This window comes from Murimonas intestini (assembly GCF_024622195.1).
Classification (GTDB): Bacteria; Bacillota; Clostridia; order Lachnospirales; family Lachnospiraceae; genus Murimonas; species Murimonas intestini.
The window spans coordinates 31200-55769 of record NZ_JANKBI010000001.1; the positions used below are offsets into that span (position 1 = coordinate 31200).

The following is a 24570-nucleotide window of genomic DNA, read 5'->3' on the forward strand; positions in this document are numbered from 1 at the left end:
AGTTTATAACAGCTTCATAACATACCTCCATGATAAGACTGCGTTACCCGCAAGGTAACATTTCAGCCGTTACTGTTCACTCCGTGACCAGTAACACGCTCCGCGATGCACAGAAACGGCAAAAACCGCCGTTTCGCGCTGCAACCCTCGGGATGGTGACGTGTGAACAGTAACTTTCAGCCGTCCGCGCAAAAGTATTATAACATAACATACCTTGATAATAAAAGTAATTTATGATAAAATTGTAACCATTAAGATCATGGAAATATGATTTAAAAGTATATAAAACGGCGCAGCACGGCCGGGAACGGGATACAGGAGGAGCTAAATGAGAGGGATTGAAACTTCAGTAATCAGGATACGCAGACAGATATTCACAGAAGTGGCCAGGCTGGCATATGAAGGCGGTGACTACTCCAGGATAGAAGAGCTGCCTTATAAAATCATTCCGGGAGAGATAGCTTCTTACCGTGAAAGTGTCTTTCTGGAAAGAGCGATTGTAGGGGAGAGGCTGAGACTTGCCATCGGACTGCCTCTGCGCAAGATGACGGAACACGCGCCTATTTCAGCGGGAATCGAAGAAAGCGCTGTGGCGGAGCGCTATTATGAACCACCTCTTATAAATATCATCAAATTTGCGTGCCATTCTTGTCCTGACAAAAAGGTATTAGTCACAGATGCGTGCCAGGGCTGCCTGGCCCATCCCTGTAAGGAGGTCTGTCCCAAGGATGCTGTATCTATCGTAAACGGCCGCTCTGTGATCGACCAGGATAAATGTATTAAATGCGGCAAGTGTGTGAAGCAGTGCCCTTACCACGCAATTCTGAAGATGGAGAGGCCGTGTGCCAGTGTATGCGGCATGGATGCGATTAAGAGTGATGAATTCGGAAGAGCTGATATTGACTATGATAAATGTGTGTCCTGCGGAATGTGCCTTGTGAACTGCCCGTTTGGCGCTATTGCGGATAAAGGACAGATCTTCCAGACTATCCAGGCGATCAAAAGTGATGTGCCGGTGTATGCAGCAGTCGCGCCTGCTTTTGTGGGGCAGTTTGGCCCCAAGGTGACTCCTGACAAACTGAGGGCGGCCTTCAGGGAACTGGGCTTTGCTGATGTTGTCGAGGTGGCGATCGGAGCTGACCTGTGTACCATAGAGGAGGCAAAGGACTTTCTGAAAGAGGTTCCAAAGGAGCAGCCATTTATGGCCACTTCCTGCTGTCCGGCATGGTCTGTGATGGCAAAGAAGCTTTTTCCGGAGTTTGCGCCCTATATATCAATGGCTCTAACACCTATGGTGCTTACAGGACGTCTGATCAAAAAGAAACATCCTGAGTGCAAAGTGGCATTTATCGGTCCCTGTGCATCGAAAAAGCTGGAGGCCAGCCGTAAATCTATAAGAAGCGATGTGGACTTTGTACTTACCTTTGAAGAAGTGATGGGTATGTTTGAAGCCAAAGGCGTTGATTTAAAGAAAATAGAAGAGCAGAGTGAACTCTCAGAAGCCAGTGGGGACGGCAGAGGGTTTGCAGTAAGCGGCGGTGTGGCTAACGCAGTGGTAGATTGTATCAGGGAACTGGATCCTGACAGGGAAGTAAAGGTAGCCAATGCCGAAGGGCTGGCGGACTGCAGAAAATTACTTCAGATGGCAAAGACAGGAAAATATGACGGTTATCTGCTGGAAGGCATGGCTTGTCCCGGCGGATGCGTGGCCGGTGCAGGTACGCTGCAGCCCATAGCTAAATCTACAGCAGCCGTGAATATTAATAAGAAAAATGCTAAGAAACAGTGTGCGCTGTCCAGTGCATATAAGGAACAACTGGAGAGTCTGGAGGAGAAATAAATCCATGTCAGGCTGGAGGTGTGAGATGTGAAGAAATTTGAATCACCGGATTTTGAACTTTTAGATAACATAATGATAGGGGGCCTTTGCAAAGTCCGTCTGGATGACAGCTTCACGCTGCTGGCTGCCAATGACAGATTTTACAATTTTTACGGATATACGCCCCAGGAAATGCAGATCGAGCTGGGCAACAGGCTCATCACAGTGATCTCCAGAAGCGACGTGGACAATATCCGCAAGGTTACCCAGAATGCCTTTCAGAACGGAAGGAATTATTTTGAATTTGAGAAGCATATTACCCGCAGGGACGGCAGGAAGGTCCTGCTGCGCACGAAAGGGCTCTTTGTTGTTGAGAACAATGAAGTTGTAATGTACTGCAATGTGATGGACCTGACAAAATATAAGAATATGCAGCAGCAGCTCAATCTGGACGAACAAAAGCTGAAGATCGCACTGTCCCAGACAAATAATATTATCTATGATTATGACATTAAAAACCGTACACTGCACATGGACAGGCATGCATCAGAGCTCTTTGCGCTGCCGCAGTGCCTGGAAAATGTTCCGGGGAGCCTGATTGAAAGCGGTATCATCCATGAGGATAATGCCGCTGCCTTCAGGATGATGTTTGAACGAATCAATCAGGGGGAGGCTATGGCCTCCTGCATAGCCAGAGTGAAAATTTTTGACGGTACATTTTCATGGTTCCGCCATACTTTGAACCTCATCTATGACAAGGACGGCAATGCAATAGATGCTGTAGGTATCCTGGAGGATATCACACGGCAGAAAGAGGCGGAGATATCATATGTCAAGGAAGAGCAGTACCGCCAGGCAATGCTTTCAGATGCGCTTTACTGGGCCCAGGTAGATCTGACTACTGATACAGTAGAAAAATTCGTGGATGATAAAAAGTTATTTGCCGAGGCCGGGCAGTATAAAAAGTATTCCGTTTTTGTCAGAGAGATGGGAAGCAGGCGTGTCCACATAGAGGAGCGGGAGAAATACTGGGAGACGTTCAAGCCGGAAGCTTTGAAGAGGGCATTTGAAGAGGGAAAGAAAGAGATAAACTTTGAAAACAGACGGGCAGATGAGATGGGAAATTTCATCTGGTTTGTCTCTACCGCTTATCTGCTGCAGGATCCTTTGACCGGTGAACTGAAAGGGCTTGTCTGCCTGAAAGATATCAATGATAAGAAGCGCAGGGAGCTTGAACTCAAATATGAATCACAGATGGATATGCTGACGGGCGTATATAATAAGAAGACTACGGAAAATGTCATATCAGATTATTTAAAGAGTGATGCGGGCAGAACAGGAGAGCATGCTTTTCTGATCGTAGATATAGACGATTTTAAGAAGATCAATGATAAATATGGACATCTCCACGGTGACCGCATGCTGCGTGAGATAGCGGAACAGCTGAAGCGCAGCTTCAGGAAAAAGGATGTAGTCGGACGGATAGGCGGGGACGAGTTTGTTGTCTTTATGCGCGGCATTCTGGATGGCAGGGCTGCTGAAGAGAGCGCGAGGAAAGTCTGTGAGCTGTTTCGTGAGAAATACCATGGCAATGAAGATATCTCATGCAGCATAGGCGTGGCATATTATCCTAAAGACGGCAGTACATATGAAGAGCTCTATAAGAAGTCAGATATTGCCCTCTATGAAGCTAAAAACAGCGGGAAAAATACAAGTCTTGTCTACAGTGAAAAGGAATCCGGGAATGAGTGGATCCCGCCTGTGATATCTGAAATCGATACACATACTGTCATGGCAGAAGAGGGAGCAGTGGAGATCAGTGAGGAGGCATTCCTGATCGCGGATGCCATAGAGGAGCAGATCTATTTAAGTGATCCCGAGACATATGAAATCCTGTTTATGAACCAGTATCTCTGCCGCCAGCTGGATATCAGCAGAGACGGGTACAAGGGGAAACCGTGCTACAAGATATTGCAGGGAATGGATGAGCCCTGCCCGTTCTGTACAAATGACAGACTTTCCTTTGACAGGATATATTCCTGGGAGCATATGAACCAGCGGATAGGCAGAGCCCTTATGATGAAGGATAAGCTGGTGATGTATCATGGGAAAAAGGCCCGCCTGGAGTATGCTGTAGATATTACAGAGAAGAATGCGGTGAGCGCAGAGCTGGCACACCAGCTGGAAGCGGGGAATATGCTGCTGGAATGCGTCCGCAGAATGGTTGGCAGCAAAGATCTCAGGGAAACTATGTATGCGATGCTGGAAACCATATCAAGCTTGTATAATACTGACAGAGCTTATGTGTTTGAATATAAAAACAGGCGCGGGATCTTAAAAAGCATGCAGGAGATCTGTAAGCCCGGTGTTGAACCGCGGATGGCAAAAGGCATGGATGAGAATGCATTCAACAGCACATTCTGGATGGAGCATCTGGATGAAACAGGCATTATCTCCGTAAAGGATGTTGAGAGCCTGAGGCTTCCATATACAGATGAGTATAAAAATATGTGGAAGTACAGGGTAAGATCTTTTTATGCTGTTCCTGTCAGGAACCAGGGTGAAGTGTCTGGGTTTCTTGTTCTTGAAAATCCTGAAACATCTTACCAGAACACATCTCTTCTGGAGTCGATTGTTTATTTTACAGAAAATGTTATTTCAAATAAAATACTGACAGAGAAGTTTGAATATATGAGCTATCATGATGGGCTGACAGACCTTCTGAACAGAAACGGCTATGTGCGGCTCTTGGACAGGATAAAAAATACTCCGGTAAAATCAGTGGGTGTCCTCACAATAAATATTAACGGCCTGAAAGAGCTCAATGAGAATTTCGGGCATAAAAAGGGAGATGAAGCTGTCAAAGACCATGCATCTGCATTCAGAAAATTTTTTGCTGAGGATCAGGTATTCAGGCTGAGCGGAGATGAATTCGTAATCATCTGGATCAACTGTACGGAGGAAGTGTTCCGTCTGAGGACAAGGGAGATGGAGGCGGCCATCGATGAACTTGATTATTATGGGGCCAGCGTCGGGGTTGTCTGGTCAGAGCTGGACCCCGATATACCGGAGCTGCTTCGGAAGGCTGATGAGCTTATGCTCGCAGCGAAGCAGAGGTATTATGACCACAAACGCCACAAAAGCCGCCACATGGAGACGAAAAATCTCCAGGCCCTTTTAAAAGAACTGAAAGAGGGGCATTTTATGCTCTATCTTCAGCCAAAGGTGGATATTAAGACGGGTGCGGTGGTGAGTGCGGAGGCTCTCTCCAGGTATTATACGGAGAAAACGGGACTTATTACGCCGGGAAGGTTTATACCGATCCTGGAGTCGGAGAGGATCATCAGGTATCTGGACCTCTTTATCGTAGAGGAGGTCTGCCGCATGCTCCGGCAATGGATAGATGAAGGTTTTAAGGTCTGCCCCATATCCCTGAATATTTCCAGAATTACGCTGTTGGAAGAAAAACTTGCAGATACCCTGCATATGATATTGAGTAAGTATAATATCCCCACTAATCTTGTGGATGTGGAGGTCACCGAGACCATCGGTCAGATGGATCAGAATACGCTCATCGGAGTCGGAAAAGAGCTGAAGCAGTCTGGTTTTCATGTGCACCTGGATGATTTTGGCGCGAAATACAGTAATACCATGCTGCTTGCACTGTTCCAGTTTGATGTGCTCAAGCTGGATAAGAGTCTTGTAAATGATCTTGTAAATAACAAAAAGAATCAGATCATAGTGCGCCATATTTTTGACATGTGCCGGGAGCTGGGCCTCTCAGTCGTGGCTGAGGGCGTGGAAGAGCTGGAGCAGAGAAATCTGCTGGAGACGCTGGGGTGCCGCTACATACAGGGATTCCTCTACGGGAAGCCGGTGCCTGTTGAAGATTTCAGAGAAAGTTATCTGCATAAATAATTATTCTAAATAAAAACCTCCTCACATATACTATATCAGTATATACGAGGGGGTATTTTCATGGAAGAATTTAACTTGTACAAAGATATACAGGCCCGCACAGGCGGCGAGATCTATCTGGGAATCGTAGGGCCTGTGCGCACGGGAAAATCTACTTTTGTAAGGCGGTTTATGGAGCAGATGGTTCTGCCTGCGATGGCTGAGAATGAAAAAGCTGTGGCTACAGATGAACTGCCTACCAGCGGAAAGGGCAAAACGATCACGACTGTTGAGCCTAAATTTATACCTAAAGAGGGGGCTCTCCTGAAGTTATCAGAAGATGTGCAGGCGAAGGTCCGCCTGGTAGACTGCGTTGGCTACATTGTAGACGGAGCGGCAGGAACAGATGAAAATGCAGGGGCGCGGATGGTGAAGACTCCCTGGTCCGACAAGGAGATCCCTTTTACAAAAGCAGCCGAGATCGGCACAAGGAAGGTTATAACGGATCATTCAACAATAGGTGTGGTAGTCACCTGTGACGGTACTTTTGGCGAGATACCCAGAGAGAATTTTATAGAACCGGAAAAACGTGCTATCACGGAGCTGCAGAAGATCGGGAAGCCGTTTGTGGTGCTTGTCAATTCAGAACGCCCCTTTGGCGACGAGGCTAAGAGGGCAGTAGAATACGTGGAAGCTACTTATCATGCATCTGCTATGGCTGTAAACTGTGAGCAGCTCAGAAAAGATGACATCATGAAGATCATGGAACGCATACTTTATGAATTCCCTCTTGTAAAACTGGAATTCTATGTTCCGAAATGGATAGAGACGCTTCCCAGGGATCATAAGATCAAGGAATCCATCCTGAAGGATATCAGGTCATTTATGGAGAGCATGGGACACATCAGGGATATTTCCAGGGAAACATTTTCCTTCCAGAATGAGTATGTCAAAAAAGCGAAGCTGGACTCCGTGCTGTTAAGTGAGGGTACTGCTAAAATAAGCATCGAGCTTGATGATACATATTATTATGAGATGTTAAGCGAGATGTCAGGAGTTTCTATTACAGGAGAATATCAGCTCATATCTACTATTAAAGAGATGTCCGAAAAGAAAAAAGAATACGAGAAGGTCCAGGAAGCCCTGTCAGCAGCTAGGGGAACAGGCTACGGAGTCATCACGCCGGGGCAGGAGGAGATCACTCTGGATGAGCCGTCTGTGATCAAACAGGGCAGCAAGTTCGGGGTCAAGATCAAAGCGGCCAGTCCTTCCATCCATCTGATCAAGGCAGAGATAGAGACAGAGATCGCGCCTATTGTGGGAAGTGAGCAGCAGGCGGAAGACCTGATCGCATATATAAAGGAGAACAGCAAGGGCGAGAACGGTATCTGGGAGACAAATATCTTCGGCAAATCTATCGAACAGCTGGTAGGAGACGGAATCAGAGCAAAATTGGCAGTGATAGGTGAGGAAAGTCAGCTAAAACTTCAGGATACTATGAAAAAAATTGTAAATGATTCAAAAGGCGGCCTGATTTGTATTATAATTTAAATTAAGTCATAAAAAAGGTTTACTTTTTTATAAATATTTGATAAACTTTTTCTGTTGAAAAAATTAAATACTTCGTAGGAGGAAATTTCATGTTAGAAAAGATTTTCAAGCTGAAAGAAAACAACACTAATGTGAAAACTGAGATCATTGCCGGGATAACGACCTTTATGACTATGGCTTATATCCTGGCAGTAAACCCTGATATTCTGGGTAAGGCCGGGATGGATAAAGGTGCAGTTTTCACAGCGACAGCAGTAGCGGCATTGATAGGTACATTATTGATGGCTGCCTTCGCAAATTATCCTTTTGCCCTGGCGCCCGGCATGGGCCTCAATGCGTATTTCGCATACACGGTAGTCATTCAGATGGGCTATTCGTGGGAAGTAGCGCTGGCGGCAGTTTTTGTAGAAGGTATCGTCTTTATCCTGCTGTCACTTGTCAATGTCCGGGAGGCTATATTTAATTCCATCCCATTCAGCTTAAAGCATGCTGTCAGCGTTGGAATCGGTTTGTTTATCGCATTTATCGGGCTGCAGAATGCTAAGATCGTCATCGGCGGAAGCACTCTTGTGGGTCTCTACTCCCTGGACGGCTATAATTCTAACCTTAAAAACGCAGCGGAGGCGGCTGGTGAAAAGTTTGTGGCAGGTACTTTCAATGATGTGGGGATAACAGTGATCCTGGCAGTTATCGGCATCATTATCACAGGGATACTTGTGGCTAAAAAAGTAAAAGGCAATATCCTGTGGGGGATCCTTATCACCTGGGTACTTGGAATCATCTGTCAGTTAACAGGGGTCTATGTCCCGAATCCGGCAAATGGCTTCTTTTCCCTGCTTCCTGATTTCAGCGGCGGAATTGCTGTAAAGAGCCTCGCTCCAATATTCGGGCACCTGAGCTTTTCCGGTATTCCGGTCATGCAGTTTATCGTGGTCGTATTTGCATTTCTCTTTGTGGATATGTTCGATACGCTTGGTACATTGATCGGAATGTCCACAAAGGCCAATATGCTTGATAAAGACGGTAAACTCCCAAGAATCAAGGGCGCATTGCTGGCGGACGCTGTTGCGACTACAGCAGGTGCAGTTCTGGGAACATCTACAGTCACTACCTTTGTTGAAAGCGCTTCAGGTGTGGCGGAAGGTGGAAGAACAGGACTTACCTCTGTGACTACAGCCCTTCTTTTCGGCCTGGCCCTGTTCCTGTCACCGATTTTCCTGGCTATCCCGTCCTTTGCAACGGCGCCTGCCCTTGTTATCGTAGGGTTCTATATGCTCAGCAATGTAGGCCTGATTGATTTTTCAGATCCCTGTGAGGGAATTCCGGCGTTCATCTGTATTGGAGCTATGGTATTTTTCTACAGCATTTCTGAAGGAATAGCTATGGGAACAATATCGTATGTAATTATTAATCTTCTGGCAGGAAATATTAAGAAGAAAAAAATAAGCATTGTCATGTTTATTCTGGCTGCATTATTCTTGTTAAAGTATTTCCTCATTTAGCTGAATAAGATATATGGAAGATTGTGGAAACACCTTTTTTGTCATGAAAAAGGTGTTTCTTTTTTTTATCCTTAAATTGACAAGTTTAATAAATTATTATATAATGTTTAATAACTTTAATAGTTTTGTAACAAAATTAATAAGGAGACTATGATAATGAAAAGAGGGAGCATTATAAAAAAGCTGATGATATCCGCCGGATGTCTGGCTTTTTCGTTCATGCTGTATCATCCGCTGAATGCAGATGCCGCATGGAGCAAGACGGCATCCAGCCAGTGGGTCTATTATGATGATTCGGGGAATCTGCTCACAAGCCGCTGGATCGGCGGTAAATATTATGTAGGTGAAGATGGCATCATGTACACAAACAGATGGGCGCCGTCTTCCATAGGAGACTGTTTTGTAGGAGAGGACGGCAAGTGGATACCAGATTTTAAAGGCGGCTGGCATAGGATCGGCGGCAAATGGTATTATTATTCTCCTGAGGGGGAAAAACTGACGGGCTGGCAGCAGGTCAAAGGGAAATGGTACTATATGAATCCTTCAGGAGCTATGCTGAGCGGCGGCTGGAAGAAGATAGATGATGTCTGGTATTATTTCGATGCAAGCGGAAGCGCAGCCTGCAACGGGTGGAAACAGATAGGCGGTAAATGGTACTTTTTCGACGAAGCATGCAAAATGCAGACAGGCTTTGTGACCAGCAAGGGAAAGCAATATTACTGTAATGAAAATGGCGCTATGCTGACAGGCTGGAAAAAGATCGACGGTATTTATTACTATATGAACAGCAGCGGAGCTATACAGACTAATAAATGGGTGAGATCCGGCAGCAGATGGTATTATGTGCAGTCAGACGGAAAGATGGGGACAGGCTGGATCACTGACAGCGGCAAGACTTATTACTGCAACAGCAGCGGAGCTATGCTGACAGGCTGGCAGATGATCGACGGCAGTTATTATTATTTTAACGGAAGCGGCGCCATGCTGAAGAACCAGTGGTTCAGGTCAGGGAGCAAATGGTATTATCTGCAGGCGGATGGACGTATGGCTACAGGATTTATCGATGTGGACGGCAAGACGTATTATTGTAACGGCAGCGGAGCTATGCTGACAGGCTGGCAGATGATTGACGGCATTTATTATTATTTCAACGGCAGCGGGGCTATGGTGACACATGAATGGAAAAAATCAGGAAGCAGCTGGTATTTCCTTCAGGATAATGGAATGATGGCCACGGGGCTGATCGAAGTTGACGGAGAGTTCTACTATTGTTCAGATAACGGTGTTATGCTCACTGGATTAAGAGAAATAGCAGGAATCATGTATTATTTTGAAGATACAATAAGTCCAAGGGGACATGCCAGGAAGAATGACTGGAAGTCATATAATGGATACTGGTATTACTTTGGGGGAAGCGGACAGGCCGTGACCGGGCTGCAGAATATTAATGGAAAGACATATTATTTTAACGATGCAGGCATCATGGTGACAAATACAACAATTTCGGCGAATGGTGTTACATACAGTGTTGACAGTGCGGGCGTATGCACTGTGAAGAACGATCCGGGACCTCAAAGTGACCTGCTGTTCTTTACACTGTTTGAGTCCGGAAGAAATTATAACCAGACCGGCGGTGATTCAGGCAATGCCTGCGGCTACTACCAGTTTGATTACAGGTACTCACTGCAGCAGCTTCTGCAGTACTGCTATGGGCGTGACCCGGTGGCATTTGCGGAATTTGCTCCGTTTTTAAGCATTCCTAAAGAAAAGCTGAAGGGAAATACTGATTTATATAAGGCCTGGAACAGTATATACGCAAAGACGCCGGAGCTTTTTGCAAGGTGCCAGGATGACTTTGCCTATGAACAGTATTATGAGCCTACAGAATGGTCGCTGAGGTCACTGGGCATTAATATTTCCTCCAGGCCAAATGTGGTAAAAGGAAGTGTCTTCAGTTATGCGATCCAGCATGGAGGCGGAACCGCTGCACTTGCTATCTCAAAGGCGGGCATCACGAACCAAATGACAGATGAAGAATTTATCAACAAAATATATGAGAAGAGGATAAAAGATTATCCTCCATATACATCCAGGTATATTGCCGAGAGGAATCTTGCCCTGCAGATATTAAGGGGATTATAAGATTTCAGCAGATTTCTGTGTATACCGGACAGCCGCAGCGCTAATTATTTAACGCTGCGGCTGTTTTTATTTTAATTCAGGAGTATAATGTACTATATATCTGATATGTCACTGTACATAGAAGGGGGTGTTTGAATGTCACTGTTACAGATTCAAATGGACGGTACAGCCGGTATCCTTCTGGCATTATGCATTATTTTGATTGCAGGATTTCTCTTCACCAGACTGACGAATCTTTTCCGGCTGCCCAAGGTAACTGGGTATATCATTGTGGGGGTCCTGATAGGCCCCGGTGTTCTGGGGCTCATCCCGTCAGGGCTTGTGGACCACATGGATTTTGTGAGCGATATTGCCCTGGCGTGTATTGCCTTCAGCGTGGGAAAGTTTTTCAAACTGGAAAAGATGAGGCAGACAGGATTGGCAGTTATATTCGTCACTTTGGCGGAGGCCCTTATGGCAGGGATCCTTGTGACGCTGTCGGTCTGGCTGATCTTCCATACATCCATTGATTTTGCGCTGCTTCTGGGGGCTGTGGCTACAGCCACAGCGCCTGCCAGCACTATCATGACGATAAGGCAGTATCATGCAAAAGGAGAGTTTGTACGTATACTCCTGCAGGTAGTGGCGCTGGATGACGCAGTCTGCCTGCTTGCCTTCAGTGCAGTCTCAGCTGTAGTCACTGCTGATTTTGAAGGTACTCTGACTGTGAGCGGTGTACTGCTCCCGCCCCTGTATAATGTCCTGGCTCTTTTGCTGGGGGGCGCCTGTGCCTGGGCGCTCAGCAGGATCATTACGCCGGCACGCAGCAAGGACAGCCGTCTTATCCTCCTGATCGCGGGCCTTCTGGGAATTTCCGGCCTGTGTGCTCTCGTTGACGTCTCTCCGCTGATGTCGTGCATGCTGTTTGGGGCAGTCTACGTAAATCTGACAAATGATAAAAAGCTTTTTCACCAGCTGGATAATTTTACTCCTCCTGTTATGGCACTGTTTTTTATAGAGTCGGGCATGAAGCTGGATGTGGCCTCGCTGAAGACAGCAGGGCTTGTAGGAATTGTATATTTTCTTGTGAGGATAATCGGTAAATATGCCGGAGCCTGGTTTTCCTGCCGTATCATGCATCTTGACAAAAAAGTGGGAAATTATCTGGGGCTTGGCCTGATACCTCAGGCGGGGGTGTCCATCGGACTGGCGGCTCTTGGCCAAAGGATCCTTCCGCCCCAGGTGGGCACACAGCTTCTGACGATTATCCTTTCTTCTTCTGTGTTATATGAGATGATCGGGCCTGCCTGCGCCAAATTTGCCATTCTCCGTTCAGGGAGTATACACGGTGAATAGTGGAGGGCTGAACTGTTATGAATAGTCTCCCCTGGCTGTCCTTTTATCTTGACACATTTTTGCACAGCATCTATAATTAGAACAAATGTTGTAACTGGTATAACTGTGAAGGCAGTGAACAGTTGCCAAATGGTTTTATTAAAACGGAGGATAAAGTGATGACAGTAGAGCAGGCGGTAAGCTTAGTGACAGCAGCTGACGAAGAGGCAAAAAAGGCATGTAAAAGACGGTGGGACAGTATCGCCAAGCCCCTGAACAGCCTTGGAAAATTAGAGTCTTATCTCATTAAAATAGCGGGAATGACAGGAACCAGTGCAATTTCATTGGAAAAGAAGGCACTGGTTGTTATGTGTGCTGACAATGGTGTTGTGGAAGAGGGTGTTACTCAGACAGGACAGGAAGTGACAGCCATTGTCTCTGAAAATTTTTTAAAGGAGCAGGCAACAGCCAGTATCATGTGCAGGGAGACAGGCACAGATATTTTCCCGGTGGATATAGGGATTGCCGCAGATACGAATATCATAAATAAAAAGATTGCCTACGGCACCAGGAATATGACAAAGGGACCGGCAATGACAAGGGAAGAAGCTGAGAAAGCTATCATGACAGGAATTGAAATGGTCGGTGAGCTGAAGGAAAAGGGCTATAAGATAATTGCCACAGGAGAGATGGGAATTGGCAATACAACTACAAGCAGTGCTGTAGTGTCGGTCCTTACAGGACTTCCGGTGGAGAATGTTACAGGAAGAGGCGCGGGACTGTCCACAGAAGGGCTTGGCAGGAAGATCAATGCCATCAGCAGAGCCATAAAAATCAACAGGCCCGACCCTGAGGATGGCATCGATGTACTCAGCAAAGTCGGCGGGTTTGATCTGGCGGGGCTTGCAGGAGTATTCCTGGGCGGCGCGGTACATAAAGTTCCTGTTGTGATCGATGGCTTTATTTCGGCTGCTGCGGCTCTTGCCGCTGTGCGGATCTGTCCCAAAGCCAGGGAATATATGCTGGCCTCCCATGTATCTAAAGAACCGGCCGCAGCTATGCTCCTGGAGAAGCTGGAGCTTGAAGCGGCTCTGCATTGTGACATGTGCCTCGGTGAAGGGACAGGCGCGGTGGCGCTTATGCCTCTTTTGAATCTGGCATGCGCTGTCTATAATGGCATGAGTACATTCCAGGATATCAATGTGGAGGAGTATAAGCCGCTGGCCTAGAAGAATAAGGAAATGTTTTATGTAGTGACAGGAGGGAGCGGCAGCGGAAAATCTGCTTATGCGGAGAATCTGGTGCTGTCCCTGGGAGAGGGCAGAAGGATCTATATTGCCACTATGATGAGCTTTGATGAGGAGAGTACAAAAAGGATAGCACGTCACAGGAAGATGCGTGAAGGAAAGCAGTTTGAAACTGTGGAATGTTATACAGGACTTGACAGTGTCCGGCTTAAAAAGGACGATATCGTCCTTTTGGAATGTATGTCCAATCTTGCTGCAAATGAGATGTACGCCCAAGGAGGCGCCGGTGAAAAGACTGAGGAGGCAGTGATGGCTGGTATAAGGCGCCTTCTGCAGGATGTACGCCATCTTGTTGTGGTTACAAATGAGATTTTTTCTGACGGAATGGCTTATGATGAAAGTACGGTGGAGTACATGGGGCATCTGGGAAATATAAACCAGCAGATGGCCCGGCTGGCCGATGGTGTCACAGAGGTGGTGTACGGAATTCCAGTCTGTATGAAAGGAGGAAAAAAGAATGAAGCGTCTGCTTAGCAGTTTTTTCATTGCTTTTTCAATGTATTCAAAGATACCAATGCCAAAGACTGACTGGAGCAAGGAGAATATGAAGTATTCCATGTGCTTTTTTCCTCTTATTGGTGCGGTGATCGGAGGGGTTCTGGCAGCATTTTTCTGTGTAGTGCCGCCGGGGGGGAGGGAGCATGCGCTCTTTACGGCGGTTCTGGTGCTGATACCTGTATTGATCACAGGCGGGATACATCTGGACGGTCTGCTGGACACTGCCGATGCACTCAGCTCCTATAAGCCAATGGAACAGAAATTGGAAATACTTAAGGATTCCCATGCGGGAGCGTTTGCCATTATCGTGGGGATCTGTTATTTTGTGCTGACATTCGGGGTATATTCAGAAATTACAATCAGGACTCTGCCGGTCATAGCGCTGGGCTTCATTTTGTCAAGGGCATTCAGCGGTCTGGCCATTGTAAGCTTCAGGCTTGCCAAAAATACAGGGCTTGCGGCTACATTTTCTGATATGGCTGTAAAGAAGACGGTCAGGATAGTAATGATCATCTATATCCTGCTGACCGCAGCAGCCATGATCATGGTCAGCCCTGCATATGGAGCCACCGGCTCAGCTGCAGCCCTGCTTGTATTTGCATACTACCGCCATATGTCATACAGAAAATTCGGAGGCATTACGGGAGATCTGGCAGGCTTTTTCCTTCAGATCTGCGAGCTGGCTGTGGCACTGGCTGTCACATGCGTATCTTTTATCCTGTAAATACGCTCTAGACAGAAAGAAGGAGAACAGACATGATATTGGTTATTGGAGGAGAGAGCCAGGGAAAAAAAGAATATGCAGCAAATACATTCGGCCTGGCCGCAGAGGAATTTGCCGATGGGGCTTCATGTACGGAAGAAGAGCTTCTGGGGGCATCAGCTGTCGACCATTTCCACGAATACATCAGGCGTGTACTGAAGAATGAGGGGGAAGAAGGAGTTCTGGGCCTGGCAGAAAAGCTTACAGGGCAGAACCCGGACATTCTTGTAGTTTCAAATGAACTCGGATACGGGGTTGTGCCTGTAGATAAATTTGAACGCCTGTACAGAGAGAAAACAGGCCGTATCTGCTGCGCGCTTGCAGCTTTTGCAAAAAGAGTTGACAGGGTAGTCTGCGGAATCGGAATGGTGATTAAAAATGAGTGACCTGGTCAGAATGGAAGAGCTGGAAATCCTTTTCCTGCGTCATTCCATCACGGAAGGAAATAAAAAAGGACGTTATATAGGCAGGACAGATGAACCGCTCTGTGAAGAGGGGAGGGCGCTGCTTGAAAATAAGGCTCCGGGGCCTGTGCAGGCCGTCTATTCAAGTCCTCTGAAACGCTGTGTCGAGACGGCAGGGATATTGTGGCCGGACATGGCGCCTGTATTGGCAGACGGGCTTAGAGAGTGTGATTTTGGAACTTTTGAGAATAAAAATTATAAAGAACTGGATGGAGATCCTGATTATCAGGCCTGGGTGGACAGCCAGGGAACCCTGCCATTTCCGGGAGGAGAATCCCGGGAAGGCTTCCAGGAGCGGTGCTGTAGAGCTCTGTGCCATATAATAAAGGAGGCTGCGGGGAGATTTAAACGTATTGCCGTGGTGGCTCATGGCGGCACAATCATGAGTGTTATGGAACGTTATGGTGTTCCAGAGAGGGATTTTTACGGATGGCATGTGGCAAACGGGGAAGGCTTCCTTGTCAGGGCTGCGGCAGAGCTGTCAGATGAGGGCAGGAATCTGCAGAATATCTCGCTGGTGGTGTGCGATGAAGAGAAATGATCTGATTTTGGCAGGGGTCCTTGTGGCTATTGCCCTCGTATCCGGTATACTGCTGTTTCTGCTGAGAAAACCGGGAAATATAGTGGTGATCACGGTGGACGGACAGGAGTTTGGCGAATATCCGCTGGATGAAGACCGGGTGGTCGATATCAATGGTACCAATGTGATCCAGATAAAAGACGGAGAGGCAAAAATGATCCATGCTGACTGCCCCGATAAGCTGTGTATGGACCAGAAGGCCATCAGCAGCAGCCAGGAGTCCATCATATGCCTGCCGAACCGTGTCGTGGCAGTGATAGAGGGCGAGAGGGATCCTGATGGCATTGACGCTGTAGCGGGGTAGAAACATGGGAAAAAAATCAGTATATTTTGGGGTTTTTACAGCGCTAGCCCTGATCGTCAGCTATGTGGAAGCTCTGATCCCGTTTTCTTTCGGGGTTCCCGGCATAAAGCTGGGACTGGCAAATATTGTGGTGGTGGCAGCTCTCTACATGTGGGGAGGTACAACTGCCCTTTTGCTGTCTGTAGTGCGTATTCTGCTTTCAGGCTTTCTGTTTGGAAATATGTTTGCAATCCTCTACAGTCTGGCAGGCGCTCTGCTGAGTCTGTCTGTGATGGCACTGCTTAAAAAGAGCGGAAGGTTCTCCGTGACCGGGGTGAGCATAGCGGGGGGAGTTTTCCACAATATCGGCCAGATGATGGCTGCAGGACTGTTGCTGCCGAAAGCGGGGCTGTTGTATTATTTCCCGTTTCTGCTTATAGCAGGGGTGATAACAGGTTTCCTGATAGGGATCCTGAGTATGGAGATAATAAAGAGATTACCGAAAGGAAGTAAAAAATGATTGGTTATTTGCGCGGTGAAGTCGCCGCAGTATCAGAAGGAAAATTGATCCTGGATGTCCACGATGTGGGATTCATGATTTCTGTCACTTCAAAGGATGCATCTCTGATGCCCTCCGCTGGAAATGAAGTGAAAATATACACTCATCTTCAGGTGAAAGAAGATGATATGCAGCTGTACGGTTTTCTGACACAGGACGATCTGGAAACCTTCAGGCTGCTGCTGAACGTAAACGGGATCGGTCCCAAGGCAGCTCTGGGCATACTGTCTGTACTCTCATCAGACGATCTGCGTTTTGCAGTTCTGGCGGACGATGTAAAGGCAATCTCAAGAGCACCGGGCATAGGGAACAAGACTGCCCAGAAGCTGATTTTGGAGCTGAAGGACAAGATGAGCCTGGAAGATGCATTTGAGAAAAAACTTGCGAATACAAAGGAAAATCAGGCAGCTTTGGCATCACCTTCAGATGATGCTAAAAATGAGGCAGTACTGGCGCTGACTGCACTGGGATATTCAAATTCTGACTCCCTGAGGGCGGTCAGACAGGCAGAAGTGACTGATGGAATGGACGTGGAAGAGATTTTAAAGGCTGCGCTTAAGCATCTGTCCTTTCTATGAAATGATCCTTATAAGAAATGATCCTTATAAACAGATACAGTATTGACCGGGAAGGCAGGAGCAGAGATGGGAAGACGTATAATCACAGCGGAAGAGCTTGAAGAAGATATAAAGACTGAACCGAGTCTGCGTCCGCAGACTCTGAATGAATATATTGGCCAGGAAAAAGCCAAGGCCAACTTGAAAATCTATATAGAAGCAGCAAAACAGAGAGGGGATGTCCTGGATCATGTGCTTTTTTACGGGCCTCCCGGATTAGGGAAGACAACACTGGCAGGGATCATCGCTAATGAGATGGGTGTGAACATGAAGATCACATCAGGTCCGGCTATAGAAAAACCGGGTGAGATGGCTGCTATTTTAAATAACCTGCAGGAAGGAGACGTTCTTTTTGTCGATGAGATACACAGGCTGAACCGGCAGGTGGAAGAAGTGCTCTATCCGGCCATGGAAGATTATTGTATTGATATCATGATCGGGAAAGGAGCGGCGGCCAGATCTATCCGTCTGGACCTGCCTAAATTTACCCTTGTAGGCGCAACGACCAGGGCCGGACTTTTGACAGCCCCTCTGCGTGACAGATTTGGAGTAGTACATCATCTGGAGTTTTATACAGAAGAGGAATTGAAGGTGATCATTATCCATTCTGCCAAGGTGCTGGGGGTGGAGATAGAAGACAAGGGCGCTATGGAGCTGGCAAGGCGCTCCCGGGGTACGCCCCGTCTGGCAAACCGCCTTCTGAAAAGGGTGAGGGATTTTGCGCAGGTCAAGTATGACGGGCGTATCACAGAGGACGTAGCCTCTTTCGCGCTGGATCTGCTGGAGGTGGACCGCTATGGCCTGGACCAGACGGACAGGCTCATACTGACAACTCTGATCGATAAATTTGCAGGCGGCCCGGCAGGGCTTGATACGCTCTCAGCAGCTATAGGTGAAGACTCCGGTACTCTGGAGGATGTATATGAACCATATCTGATCAAAAACGGCTTTATCCTGCGTACACCCAGAGGCAGGATGGTCACGGAACTTGCTTATCATCATCTTGGCATCTGTTCTCCCGGAGGAATTTCCGGCTGAATCAAATAAAAGGTTGTAATTCGACAAAATTTGTTTATAATAGTAATAGAAACAAAAGAAAGGGAGAACTGTATATGTCATCCAAAAATAAAGCAGAAGTCCTGATTGCAGGGAAAGTCGTGACTTTGGGCGGATATGAAAGCGAAGAGTATTTCCAGAAGGTTGCTACATATATTAACAATAAATTAGCCGAATTTAAGAAAATGGACGGATATAACCGTCAGTCAAAGGAATCAAAGGGGCTTCTTCTGGCCCTCAATATTGCTGACGATTATTTTAAGGCCAAGAGGCAGGTAGAACTGGTGGAGGAGGAACTGGCTGACAAGGATAAGGAGCTCTATGAATTAAAACATGAGCTTATTAATCTTCAGATCAAGCTGGAGACTCTTGAAAAAGAGCTGGAAGAAAAGAAGAATAAATAACAGGGGGGCTGTCTGACAAGGCAGCCTTTTCTTTCTTGAAGGGATTGGATATGGACAAAAAACTGGAACTACTGGCGCCTGCCGGATCATATGAGAGCCTGAAAGCGGCTGTAAATGCCGGGGCGGATGCAGTCTATATAGGCGGTATGCGTTTTGGGGCGCGGGCTTATGCAGATAATCTGGATCAGGCAAAAATGACAGATGCCATCGATTACTGCCATCTGCACGGACGTAAGCTGTATATGACGGTCAACACACTGCTGAAGCAGACAGAGCTTGAAGAGCTCTATGACTACCTGAAGCCATATTATGAGCGGGGGCTGGATGCCGTCATCGTACAGGATGTGGGGGCTCTCTCCCTTATACGCGAATATTTTCCAGATCTGGAGATACACGCCAGTACCCAGATGACCCTGACAGGGCCTGACGGCTGCCGCTTTCTGAAAGATGAGGGCGTAAAGCGGGTAGTGACCTCAAGGGAAGTGTCATTAAAGGAGATCAGAGGAATCAAAGCTGCTGCGGATATAGAGATAGAGAGTTTTGTCCATGGAGCCCTCTGCTACTGTTACTCAGGACAGTGTCTGATGAGCAGCCTGATCGGCGGCAGGAGCGGAAACAGGGGGAGATGCGCCCAGCCTTGCAGGCTGCAGTACCAGTTTGAGGGAACGGATAAAAAGTATTTTTTAAGTCCAAAGGATATATGTACGCTGGAGCTGATACCTGAGATGGCTGATGCCGGCGTTTATTCCTTTAAAATCGAAGGGCGTATGAAAAGGCCTGAGTACACTGCAGGTGTGGTGGAGATCTACAGAAAATATATAGATCTGTATCTGAATAAGGGCGCCAATGATTATAAGGTGCAGGAAAAGGACAGAATACAGCTGATGGACCTCTATAACAGAGGCGGTTTTTCACAAGGTTATTATAAGACAAGAAATGGAAGGGAAATGATGTCGCTGGACCAGCCCAACCATTTTGGGACCCCGGCTGCAAAAGTAATACAGATACAAAAAGGGAAGGCTGTTTTTTCAGCTCTTGAGGACTTAAATTTGAATGACACGCTCATGCCGCCTGAGTTAAAACTGGACAGGGCCCATATAAAGAATGAAAAGTTCACTGTTTCCCTAAAAAACGTGCAGGGACTCAGAGCAGGGCAGACACTGAGAAGGGTCAGAAATGAGGCGCTGCTGAAGCGTCTGGAGGAGAAATATCTGAGGGCCGAATTGAAAGAAAAAATTAATGGGAAATTAATGATTTCAAAAAAATTTCCTGCTATACTCGAACTAAATGCCGGGACTGTCAGTGTCCGGGCAGAGGGCAGCATAGCGATGGAGGCTAAGAGCCAGCCCCTCACAGAAGAAAAGGTGCGGCGCCAGGCAGAAAAAACAGGAGATTCTCCGTTTACATTCGGGAAATTAGATATTGAGCTGGAGGAAGGCTGCTTTCTACCGGTACAGGATTTGAATGCCCTCAGAAGAGAAGGGATGGAACTTCTTGAGACTGAACTTCTGAAGCCTTATGCCAGACACTCAGCCCACAAGTCGGATATGCATGATGAGGGCAGGCAGGGCTTTGTAAATGACATTATAAAAAGCCCGGACCTGATGATCTCTCTTTGCAGCTATGAGGCTCTTGATGAGCTGCTGGATATTCCTGAAATAACAGGATTCTATGTGGATTCCCTGGATGAGCATATTCTTTCTAAATGCCGCAGAGCAAAAAAGAGATGCTATTATGTGATGCCCAGGATATTCAGGCAGGATACACAGGACCTCTTTAAAACGGAAGGGGCGGCAGAAAAGTTGGAGGGCTATGACGGCGTGCTTGTCTCGGCTTTTGAAGAGTATGGCTGGCTGGCTTCTATGGGGTATGGACAGGATATGATCCTGGACCACAATATGTACACATTTAACAGTGAGGCCAGAAGGTTCTGGCGGGAGAAGGGAATCTTCAGGGACACGGCTCCGGCAGAACTCAATGCCAGAGAACTGGCACAGAGAGGCTGTGCCGGCAGCGAGATCCTGGTGTACGGCAGGCTGCCGGTAATGGTATCGGCCCAGTGCCTTTTAAAGACAAACGGCAGATGCCTAAAGCAGCAGGGCGCTAAGAAAGTTTGCAGGCTGACAGACAGGATGGGAAAAACTTTCCCGGTGTCGGCAGAATGCCGTTACTGTTATAACATCATATACAACAGTACGCCGCTGGTGCTGCTGGACTATGCAGGGGAGATAAAGAAACTGCATCCCGGGAGTATCAGGCTGTCCTTTACAATTGAGGACAGGCAGGAGACAGTTTTAACTGTGAAGGAATATATAAAGGCTTTTTACTATGGCCAAAAGGCCCACAATCCATTTCAAGATTTTACGAAAGGGCACTTCAAAAGAGGAGTAGAATAGGTGGAAAAGTGGTATCGTTAATTATTGAGGTATCAAAATATTTATTAATTTTGCTGGCAGCTATTTATACTATGCAGAGTTATGTGGCTTTCAGGAAACGTGGAGAGGCACAGGAGTTTTTATTCCTGCGCCAGAATGTGCTGATGTTTGCCATTCACTTCGTGGCTTTTATGGTACTTTACCTGCAGATGGAGGAATCGCAGCTTCTTTATTTTTACGGAGCGCAGGTCATCTATCTGGCTGCGACGCTTGTGCTTTTCAGGAATCTCTATCCGAGGGCATCAAAGCTGATCATCAACAATATGTGCATGCTCTCTTCAATCAGCTTTATCATGCTGACAAGGCTCTCCCTGGACCAGTCAATCAAACAGTTCAAGATCCTGGCTGCAGCTACAGTGATCGCACTGTTTGTACCTGTGATCATCCGGAAAATGCACATTCTTAAAAAGCTCACATGGGCCTACGTGGTGCTGGGTATCGGAATGCTGGGCGTTGTGCTTGTGCTGGCCCAGACTACAGGAGGGGCAAAGCTGAGTATATCTCTCGGCGGATTTTCTTTCCAGCCGTCAGAATTTGTCAAGATCATATTTGTATTTGCTGTGGCCGGGCTGCTGACCGCAGCCAAAGATTTCAAGCATGTGGTGATCGCAACGGCCGTGGCAGCTGTCCACGTCCTGATCCTTGTGGTATCCACAGACCTGGGAAGCGCGCTGATATTCTTTGTCACATACCTGATCATGCTTTATGTATCAACAAGAAAACTTTGGTATCTGGGAGCAGGGGCGGGGGCCGGATCTGTAGCTGCGGTGGCGGCATATTTTCTGTTTGGCCATGTAAAGACAAGGGTTGCTGTCTGGCGGGATCCCTTTGCGTCCTATGAAGGCGGAGGATACCAGATTGCCCAGTCTCTTTTTGCCATAGGTGCAGGCGGATGGTTTGGAACAGGGCTGTTCCAGGGTTCGCCTGAATCTATTCCGATCGTTGAGCAGGACTTCATGTTTGCGGCAGTCACTGAGGAGCTGGGGGGAATATTTTCTCTCTGCCTGATATTGATCTGTATGAGCTGCTTTATTATGATCGTAAATATTGCCATGCGGCTTACAGACGAGTATTACCGGCTGGTGGCTCTTGGACTGGGCTGCATGTATGCTGTCCAGGTATTCCTGACTATCGGCGGAGCTATGAAATTCATCCCCATGACAGGCGTTACCCTTCCGCTTGTAAGCTACGGCGGAAGCTCTGTCGTGAGTACTATGGTGATGTTCGCTATCATACAGGGATTGTATATTTTAAGGGAAGATGAGGAAGATCGTTTTGAAGAAGATCAAGAAGGATACTACGACGGATATTACGAAGACGGTTACTACCAGGACTACCCGCCGGAAGGATACGAAGACGAATACTACGGCGGACCATATGACCCCTACAAAAGGCAGTGATGATGACAGGGCGCCCCTTCCCCGGGAAAACAGGAACAGGGAGCTGGTGCGCGTGGCATACATCTTTATCTGTATGTTTTTTATGCTGGTAGGGTATCTTGTATATTTTAATGTGATAAAAGCAGACGAGATAAATACAAACTCCTATAATACGAAGCAGGACACAAAAGAAGATATGATCATAAGAGGCTCCATCCTCTCATCTGACGGGGAGATACTGGCCGGCACAAATGTGGATTCTGAAGGGAATGAGACACGTCTTTACCCATACAGCAATATTTTTGCCCATGTGGTGGGGTATGCCAGCAACGGGAGGGCAGGCGTGGAGTCTACCTCCAATTATGACCTGCTGACTTCACATGCCTCGATCCTGGAGCAGGTGCAGAATGAGGCCCAGAATATCAAAGTAAGAGGGGACAGCGTAGTTCTTACGCTGGATACCAGGATGCAGCAGGCAGCGTACAATGCACTTGGTTCCTACAGAGGTGCGGTTGTTGTTATGGAGCCGTCCACAGGCAGGATCCTTGCAATGGTCTCAAAACCAGATTTTGATCCAAATACCCTTTCTGAGGACTGGGATACGCTTATCTCGGATGAGAGCAGCAGTGCCCTGCTCAACAGGGCGGCACAGGGACTCTATCCTCCTGGCTCCACGTTCAAGATCCTGACCACACTGGCTTATCTGAGGGAACATCCTCAGGATTATCAGAATTATTCCTACAACTGTACAGGAAGCATTTCAAAAGAGGATGTTACAATCACCTGTTATGGGGGCAGCGTCCACGGGCTTGTGGGTCTTCAGGAGGCATTCTATCACTCCTGCAACGGTGCATTTGCCAATATTGGTATGGAGCTTGATAACGGGAAATTTATCTCCATGTGCGAAGATTTCCTCTTTAACACAAGTCTTCCGGTAGATATGGAATCCAGCCAGAGCCGCTTCATGCTGGATAAGAATGCGTCCTTCGGGGAAGAGATGATGACTGCTATCGGTCAGGGTGACACTCTTGTCTCCCCGCTGCATATGGCTATGATCACCTCTACCGTGGCAAACGGCGGAAATATGATGAGGCCGTATTTTATAGACCACATAGAGACATATGATGGAAAACTGGTAAAACAGAGCAAGCCTTCCAGCTATAAACAGCTGATGAGCGCTGAAGAAGCAGAAATAATTACAGGCTATATGGTGGATACTGTTAATGAGGGGACAGCGACCTCTCTTTCAGGACAGGGCTATACAGCTGCCGGAAAGACAGGTTCCGCCGAGTATGAAATCGACGGGGAAAATGAGGGAACCCATTCCTGGTTTGTGGGATTTTCCAATGTCAGCAACCCTGATATAGTGGTAAGTGTTATAGCGGAAAACGGCGGCTCAGGAAGCTCGGCGGCCCTGCCTATTGCAAAGGCCCTGTTTGACACTTATTATTCATACAATTATTAATGTTGCATGAATATAAAAAAAGAGGTATACTAAAACCAGTCTGGAAGACACAACGCATAACAGGAGGGATTGCAATGATTGAGGCAACGAGCTGTGGCGGTGTGGTAATATTTCGTGGTAAAATACTGGTTTTATACAAAAGCTACAAAAATAAATATGAAGGCTGGGTTTTGCCGAAAGGGACTGTAGAAGCTGGCGAGGAGTATAAGGATACGGCAATCCGGGAAGTGCTGGAAGAAACCGGCGTGAAGGCATCCATTATAAAGTATATCGGAAAGAGCCAGTATACTTTTAATGTGCCTGAGGATACAGTGGCCAAGGATGTCCACTGGTATCTGATGATGTCCGACAGTTATTACAGTAAGCCACAACGTGAAGAATATTTTGTGGATTCAGGTTATTATAAGTTTCATGAAGCTTATCATCTTTTGAAATTCTCAAATGAAAAGGCGATACTTGAGAAGGCTTATAATGAATATCTGGATCTGAAGAAACGGAATCTGTGGGGAAATCACAAATATTTTTAAGAGAGGGG

General features: G+C 47.0%; 20 protein-coding genes. All 20 read left to right on the forward strand.

Annotated elements, in window-relative coordinates; translation table 11 throughout:
- Positions 1 to 328: 328 nt before the first annotated feature.
- The 20 genes from NSB28_RS00150 (at position 329) to NSB28_RS00245 (ending at position 24562) form a co-directional block, all read left to right on the forward strand.
- Positions 329 to 1840, forward strand: coding sequence for a 4Fe-4S dicluster domain-containing protein (locus tag NSB28_RS00150; protein ID WP_109624770.1), 1512 nt, complete (start codon positions 329 to 331; stop codon positions 1838 to 1840).
- Between the two features lie 27 nt (positions 1841 to 1867).
- A complete protein-coding gene (locus tag NSB28_RS00155; RefSeq protein WP_109624769.1) occupies positions 1868 to 5737 on the forward strand; it encodes a diguanylate cyclase domain-containing protein in 3870 nt (1289 codons plus the stop codon).
- 60 nt (positions 5738 to 5797) lie between these two features.
- On the forward strand, positions 5798 to 7267 hold the full coding sequence (gene spoIVA / locus NSB28_RS00160) for a stage IV sporulation protein A (protein ID WP_109624768.1): 1470 nt from the start codon (positions 5798 to 5800) through the stop codon (positions 7265 to 7267).
- Between the two features lie 89 nt (positions 7268 to 7356).
- Positions 7357 to 8769 carry an NCS2 family permease gene (locus NSB28_RS00165; protein ID WP_109624767.1) on the forward strand — a complete coding sequence of 471 codons (1413 nt, stop codon included), beginning with the start codon at positions 7357 to 7359 and terminating at the stop codon, positions 8767 to 8769.
- A 156-nt stretch (positions 8770 to 8925) separates the two neighbouring features.
- Positions 8926 to 10911 (forward strand): VgrG-related protein, encoded by a 1986-nt coding sequence (locus NSB28_RS00170; RefSeq protein WP_257497352.1) that lies wholly within the window; start codon positions 8926 to 8928, stop codon positions 10909 to 10911.
- 135 nt (positions 10912 to 11046) lie between these two features.
- Positions 11047 to 12246 (forward strand): cation:proton antiporter, encoded by a 1200-nt coding sequence (locus tag NSB28_RS00175; protein ID WP_109624765.1) that lies wholly within the window; start codon positions 11047 to 11049, stop codon positions 12244 to 12246.
- 158 nt (positions 12247 to 12404) lie between these two features.
- Entirely contained in the window at positions 12405 to 13454 is a 1050-nt protein-coding gene (gene cobT / locus NSB28_RS00180) for a nicotinate-nucleotide--dimethylbenzimidazole phosphoribosyltransferase (protein ID WP_109624764.1), read from the forward strand.
- Between the two features lie 12 nt (positions 13455 to 13466).
- The gene (locus tag NSB28_RS00185; protein WP_109624763.1) at positions 13467 to 14006 is read left to right on the forward strand and encodes a bifunctional adenosylcobinamide kinase/adenosylcobinamide-phosphate guanylyltransferase; all 540 of its coding nucleotides are present in this window, start codon (positions 13467 to 13469) and stop codon (positions 14004 to 14006) included.
- Positions 13990 to 14754, forward strand: a complete 765-nt coding sequence (locus NSB28_RS00190; RefSeq protein WP_109624762.1) for an adenosylcobinamide-GDP ribazoletransferase — start codon at positions 13990 to 13992, stop codon at positions 14752 to 14754. Before NSB28_RS00185 ends, NSB28_RS00190 begins: the two co-directional genes overlap by 17 nt.
- 32 nt (positions 14755 to 14786) lie before the next feature.
- Complete coding sequence (locus tag NSB28_RS00195) at positions 14787 to 15179, forward strand: bifunctional adenosylcobinamide kinase/adenosylcobinamide-phosphate guanylyltransferase (protein ID WP_109624761.1); 393 nt, start codon at positions 14787 to 14789, stop codon at positions 15177 to 15179.
- A complete protein-coding gene (locus NSB28_RS00200) occupies positions 15172 to 15798 on the forward strand; it encodes a histidine phosphatase family protein (protein ID WP_109624760.1) in 627 nt (208 codons plus the stop codon). The genes NSB28_RS00195 and NSB28_RS00200 overlap by 8 nt, the downstream gene beginning before the upstream one ends.
- Entirely contained in the window at positions 15785 to 16141 is a 357-nt protein-coding gene (locus NSB28_RS00205; protein ID WP_109624759.1) for a NusG domain II-containing protein, read from the forward strand. The genes NSB28_RS00200 and NSB28_RS00205 overlap by 14 nt, the downstream gene beginning before the upstream one ends.
- 4 nt (positions 16142 to 16145) lie before the next feature.
- A complete protein-coding gene (locus NSB28_RS00210; RefSeq protein ID WP_109624758.1) occupies positions 16146 to 16640 on the forward strand; it encodes a Gx transporter family protein in 495 nt (164 codons plus the stop codon).
- Complete coding sequence (ruvA, locus tag NSB28_RS00215; RefSeq protein WP_109624757.1) at positions 16637 to 17257, forward strand: Holliday junction branch migration protein RuvA; 621 nt, start codon at positions 16637 to 16639, stop codon at positions 17255 to 17257. The genes NSB28_RS00210 and ruvA overlap by 4 nt, the downstream gene beginning before the upstream one ends.
- A 66-nt stretch (positions 17258 to 17323) precedes the next feature.
- Positions 17324 to 18334, forward strand: coding sequence for a Holliday junction branch migration DNA helicase RuvB (gene ruvB / locus NSB28_RS00220; protein WP_109624756.1), 1011 nt, complete (start codon positions 17324 to 17326; stop codon positions 18332 to 18334).
- Between the two features lie 74 nt (positions 18335 to 18408).
- Positions 18409 to 18756, forward strand: a complete 348-nt coding sequence (locus NSB28_RS00225) for a cell division protein ZapA (protein WP_109624755.1) — start codon at positions 18409 to 18411, stop codon at positions 18754 to 18756.
- Between the two features lie 50 nt (positions 18757 to 18806).
- Positions 18807 to 21152 (forward strand): U32 family peptidase, encoded by a 2346-nt coding sequence (locus NSB28_RS00230; protein WP_109624754.1) that lies wholly within the window; start codon positions 18807 to 18809, stop codon positions 21150 to 21152.
- 8 nt (positions 21153 to 21160) lie between these two features.
- Complete coding sequence (locus tag NSB28_RS00235; RefSeq protein WP_109624753.1) at positions 21161 to 22591, forward strand: FtsW/RodA/SpoVE family cell cycle protein; 1431 nt, start codon at positions 21161 to 21163, stop codon at positions 22589 to 22591.
- Positions 22592 to 22673: 82 nt separating this feature from the next.
- Positions 22674 to 24035 carry a peptidoglycan D,D-transpeptidase FtsI family protein gene (locus NSB28_RS00240; RefSeq protein WP_243134644.1) on the forward strand — a complete coding sequence of 454 codons (1362 nt, stop codon included), beginning with the start codon at positions 22674 to 22676 and terminating at the stop codon, positions 24033 to 24035.
- A 74-nt stretch (positions 24036 to 24109) separates the two neighbouring features.
- Entirely contained in the window at positions 24110 to 24562 is a 453-nt protein-coding gene (locus NSB28_RS00245; RefSeq protein ID WP_109624752.1) for an NUDIX hydrolase, read from the forward strand.
- The last annotated feature ends 8 nt before the right edge of the window (positions 24563 to 24570 follow it).

Bases quoted from the DNA above. Each gene is read 5' to 3' on its own strand.
- NSB28_RS00190 (WP_109624762.1), top strand. From the start codon at position 13,990: ATGAAGCGTCTGCTTAGCAGTTTTTTCATTGCTTTTTCAATGTATTCA.
- cobT (WP_109624764.1), top strand. From the start codon at position 12,405: ATGACAGTAGAGCAGGCGGTAAGCTTAGTGACAGCAGCTGACGAAGAG.
- spoIVA (WP_109624768.1), top strand. From the start codon at position 5,798: ATGGAAGAATTTAACTTGTACAAAGATATACAGGCCCGCACAGGCGGC.
- NSB28_RS00175 (WP_109624765.1), top strand. From the start codon at position 11,047: ATGTCACTGTTACAGATTCAAATGGACGGTACAGCCGGTATCCTTCTG.
- NSB28_RS00205 (WP_109624759.1), top strand. From the start codon at position 15,785: ATGAAGAGAAATGATCTGATTTTGGCAGGGGTCCTTGTGGCTATTGCC.
- NSB28_RS00165 (WP_109624767.1), top strand. From the start codon at position 7,357: ATGTTAGAAAAGATTTTCAAGCTGAAAGAAAACAACACTAATGTGAAA.
- NSB28_RS00225 (WP_109624755.1), top strand. From the start codon at position 18,409: ATGTCATCCAAAAATAAAGCAGAAGTCCTGATTGCAGGGAAAGTCGTG.
- NSB28_RS00185 (WP_109624763.1), top strand. From the start codon at position 13,467: ATGTTTTATGTAGTGACAGGAGGGAGCGGCAGCGGAAAATCTGCTTAT.
- NSB28_RS00195 (WP_109624761.1), top strand. From the start codon at position 14,787: ATGATATTGGTTATTGGAGGAGAGAGCCAGGGAAAAAAAGAATATGCA.
- NSB28_RS00230 (WP_109624754.1), top strand. From the start codon at position 18,807: ATGGACAAAAAACTGGAACTACTGGCGCCTGCCGGATCATATGAGAGC.
- NSB28_RS00245 (WP_109624752.1), top strand. From the start codon at position 24,110: ATGATTGAGGCAACGAGCTGTGGCGGTGTGGTAATATTTCGTGGTAAA.
- NSB28_RS00240 (WP_243134644.1), top strand. From the start codon at position 22,674: ATGCTGGTAGGGTATCTTGTATATTTTAATGTGATAAAAGCAGACGAG.
- NSB28_RS00170 (WP_257497352.1), top strand. From the start codon at position 8,926: ATGAAAAGAGGGAGCATTATAAAAAAGCTGATGATATCCGCCGGATGT.
- NSB28_RS00200 (WP_109624760.1), top strand. From the start codon at position 15,172: ATGAGTGACCTGGTCAGAATGGAAGAGCTGGAAATCCTTTTCCTGCGT.
- NSB28_RS00210 (WP_109624758.1), top strand. From the start codon at position 16,146: ATGGGAAAAAAATCAGTATATTTTGGGGTTTTTACAGCGCTAGCCCTG.
- ruvB (WP_109624756.1), top strand. From the start codon at position 17,324: ATGGGAAGACGTATAATCACAGCGGAAGAGCTTGAAGAAGATATAAAG.
- ruvA (WP_109624757.1), top strand. From the start codon at position 16,637: ATGATTGGTTATTTGCGCGGTGAAGTCGCCGCAGTATCAGAAGGAAAA.
- NSB28_RS00150 (WP_109624770.1), top strand. From the start codon at position 329: ATGAGAGGGATTGAAACTTCAGTAATCAGGATACGCAGACAGATATTC.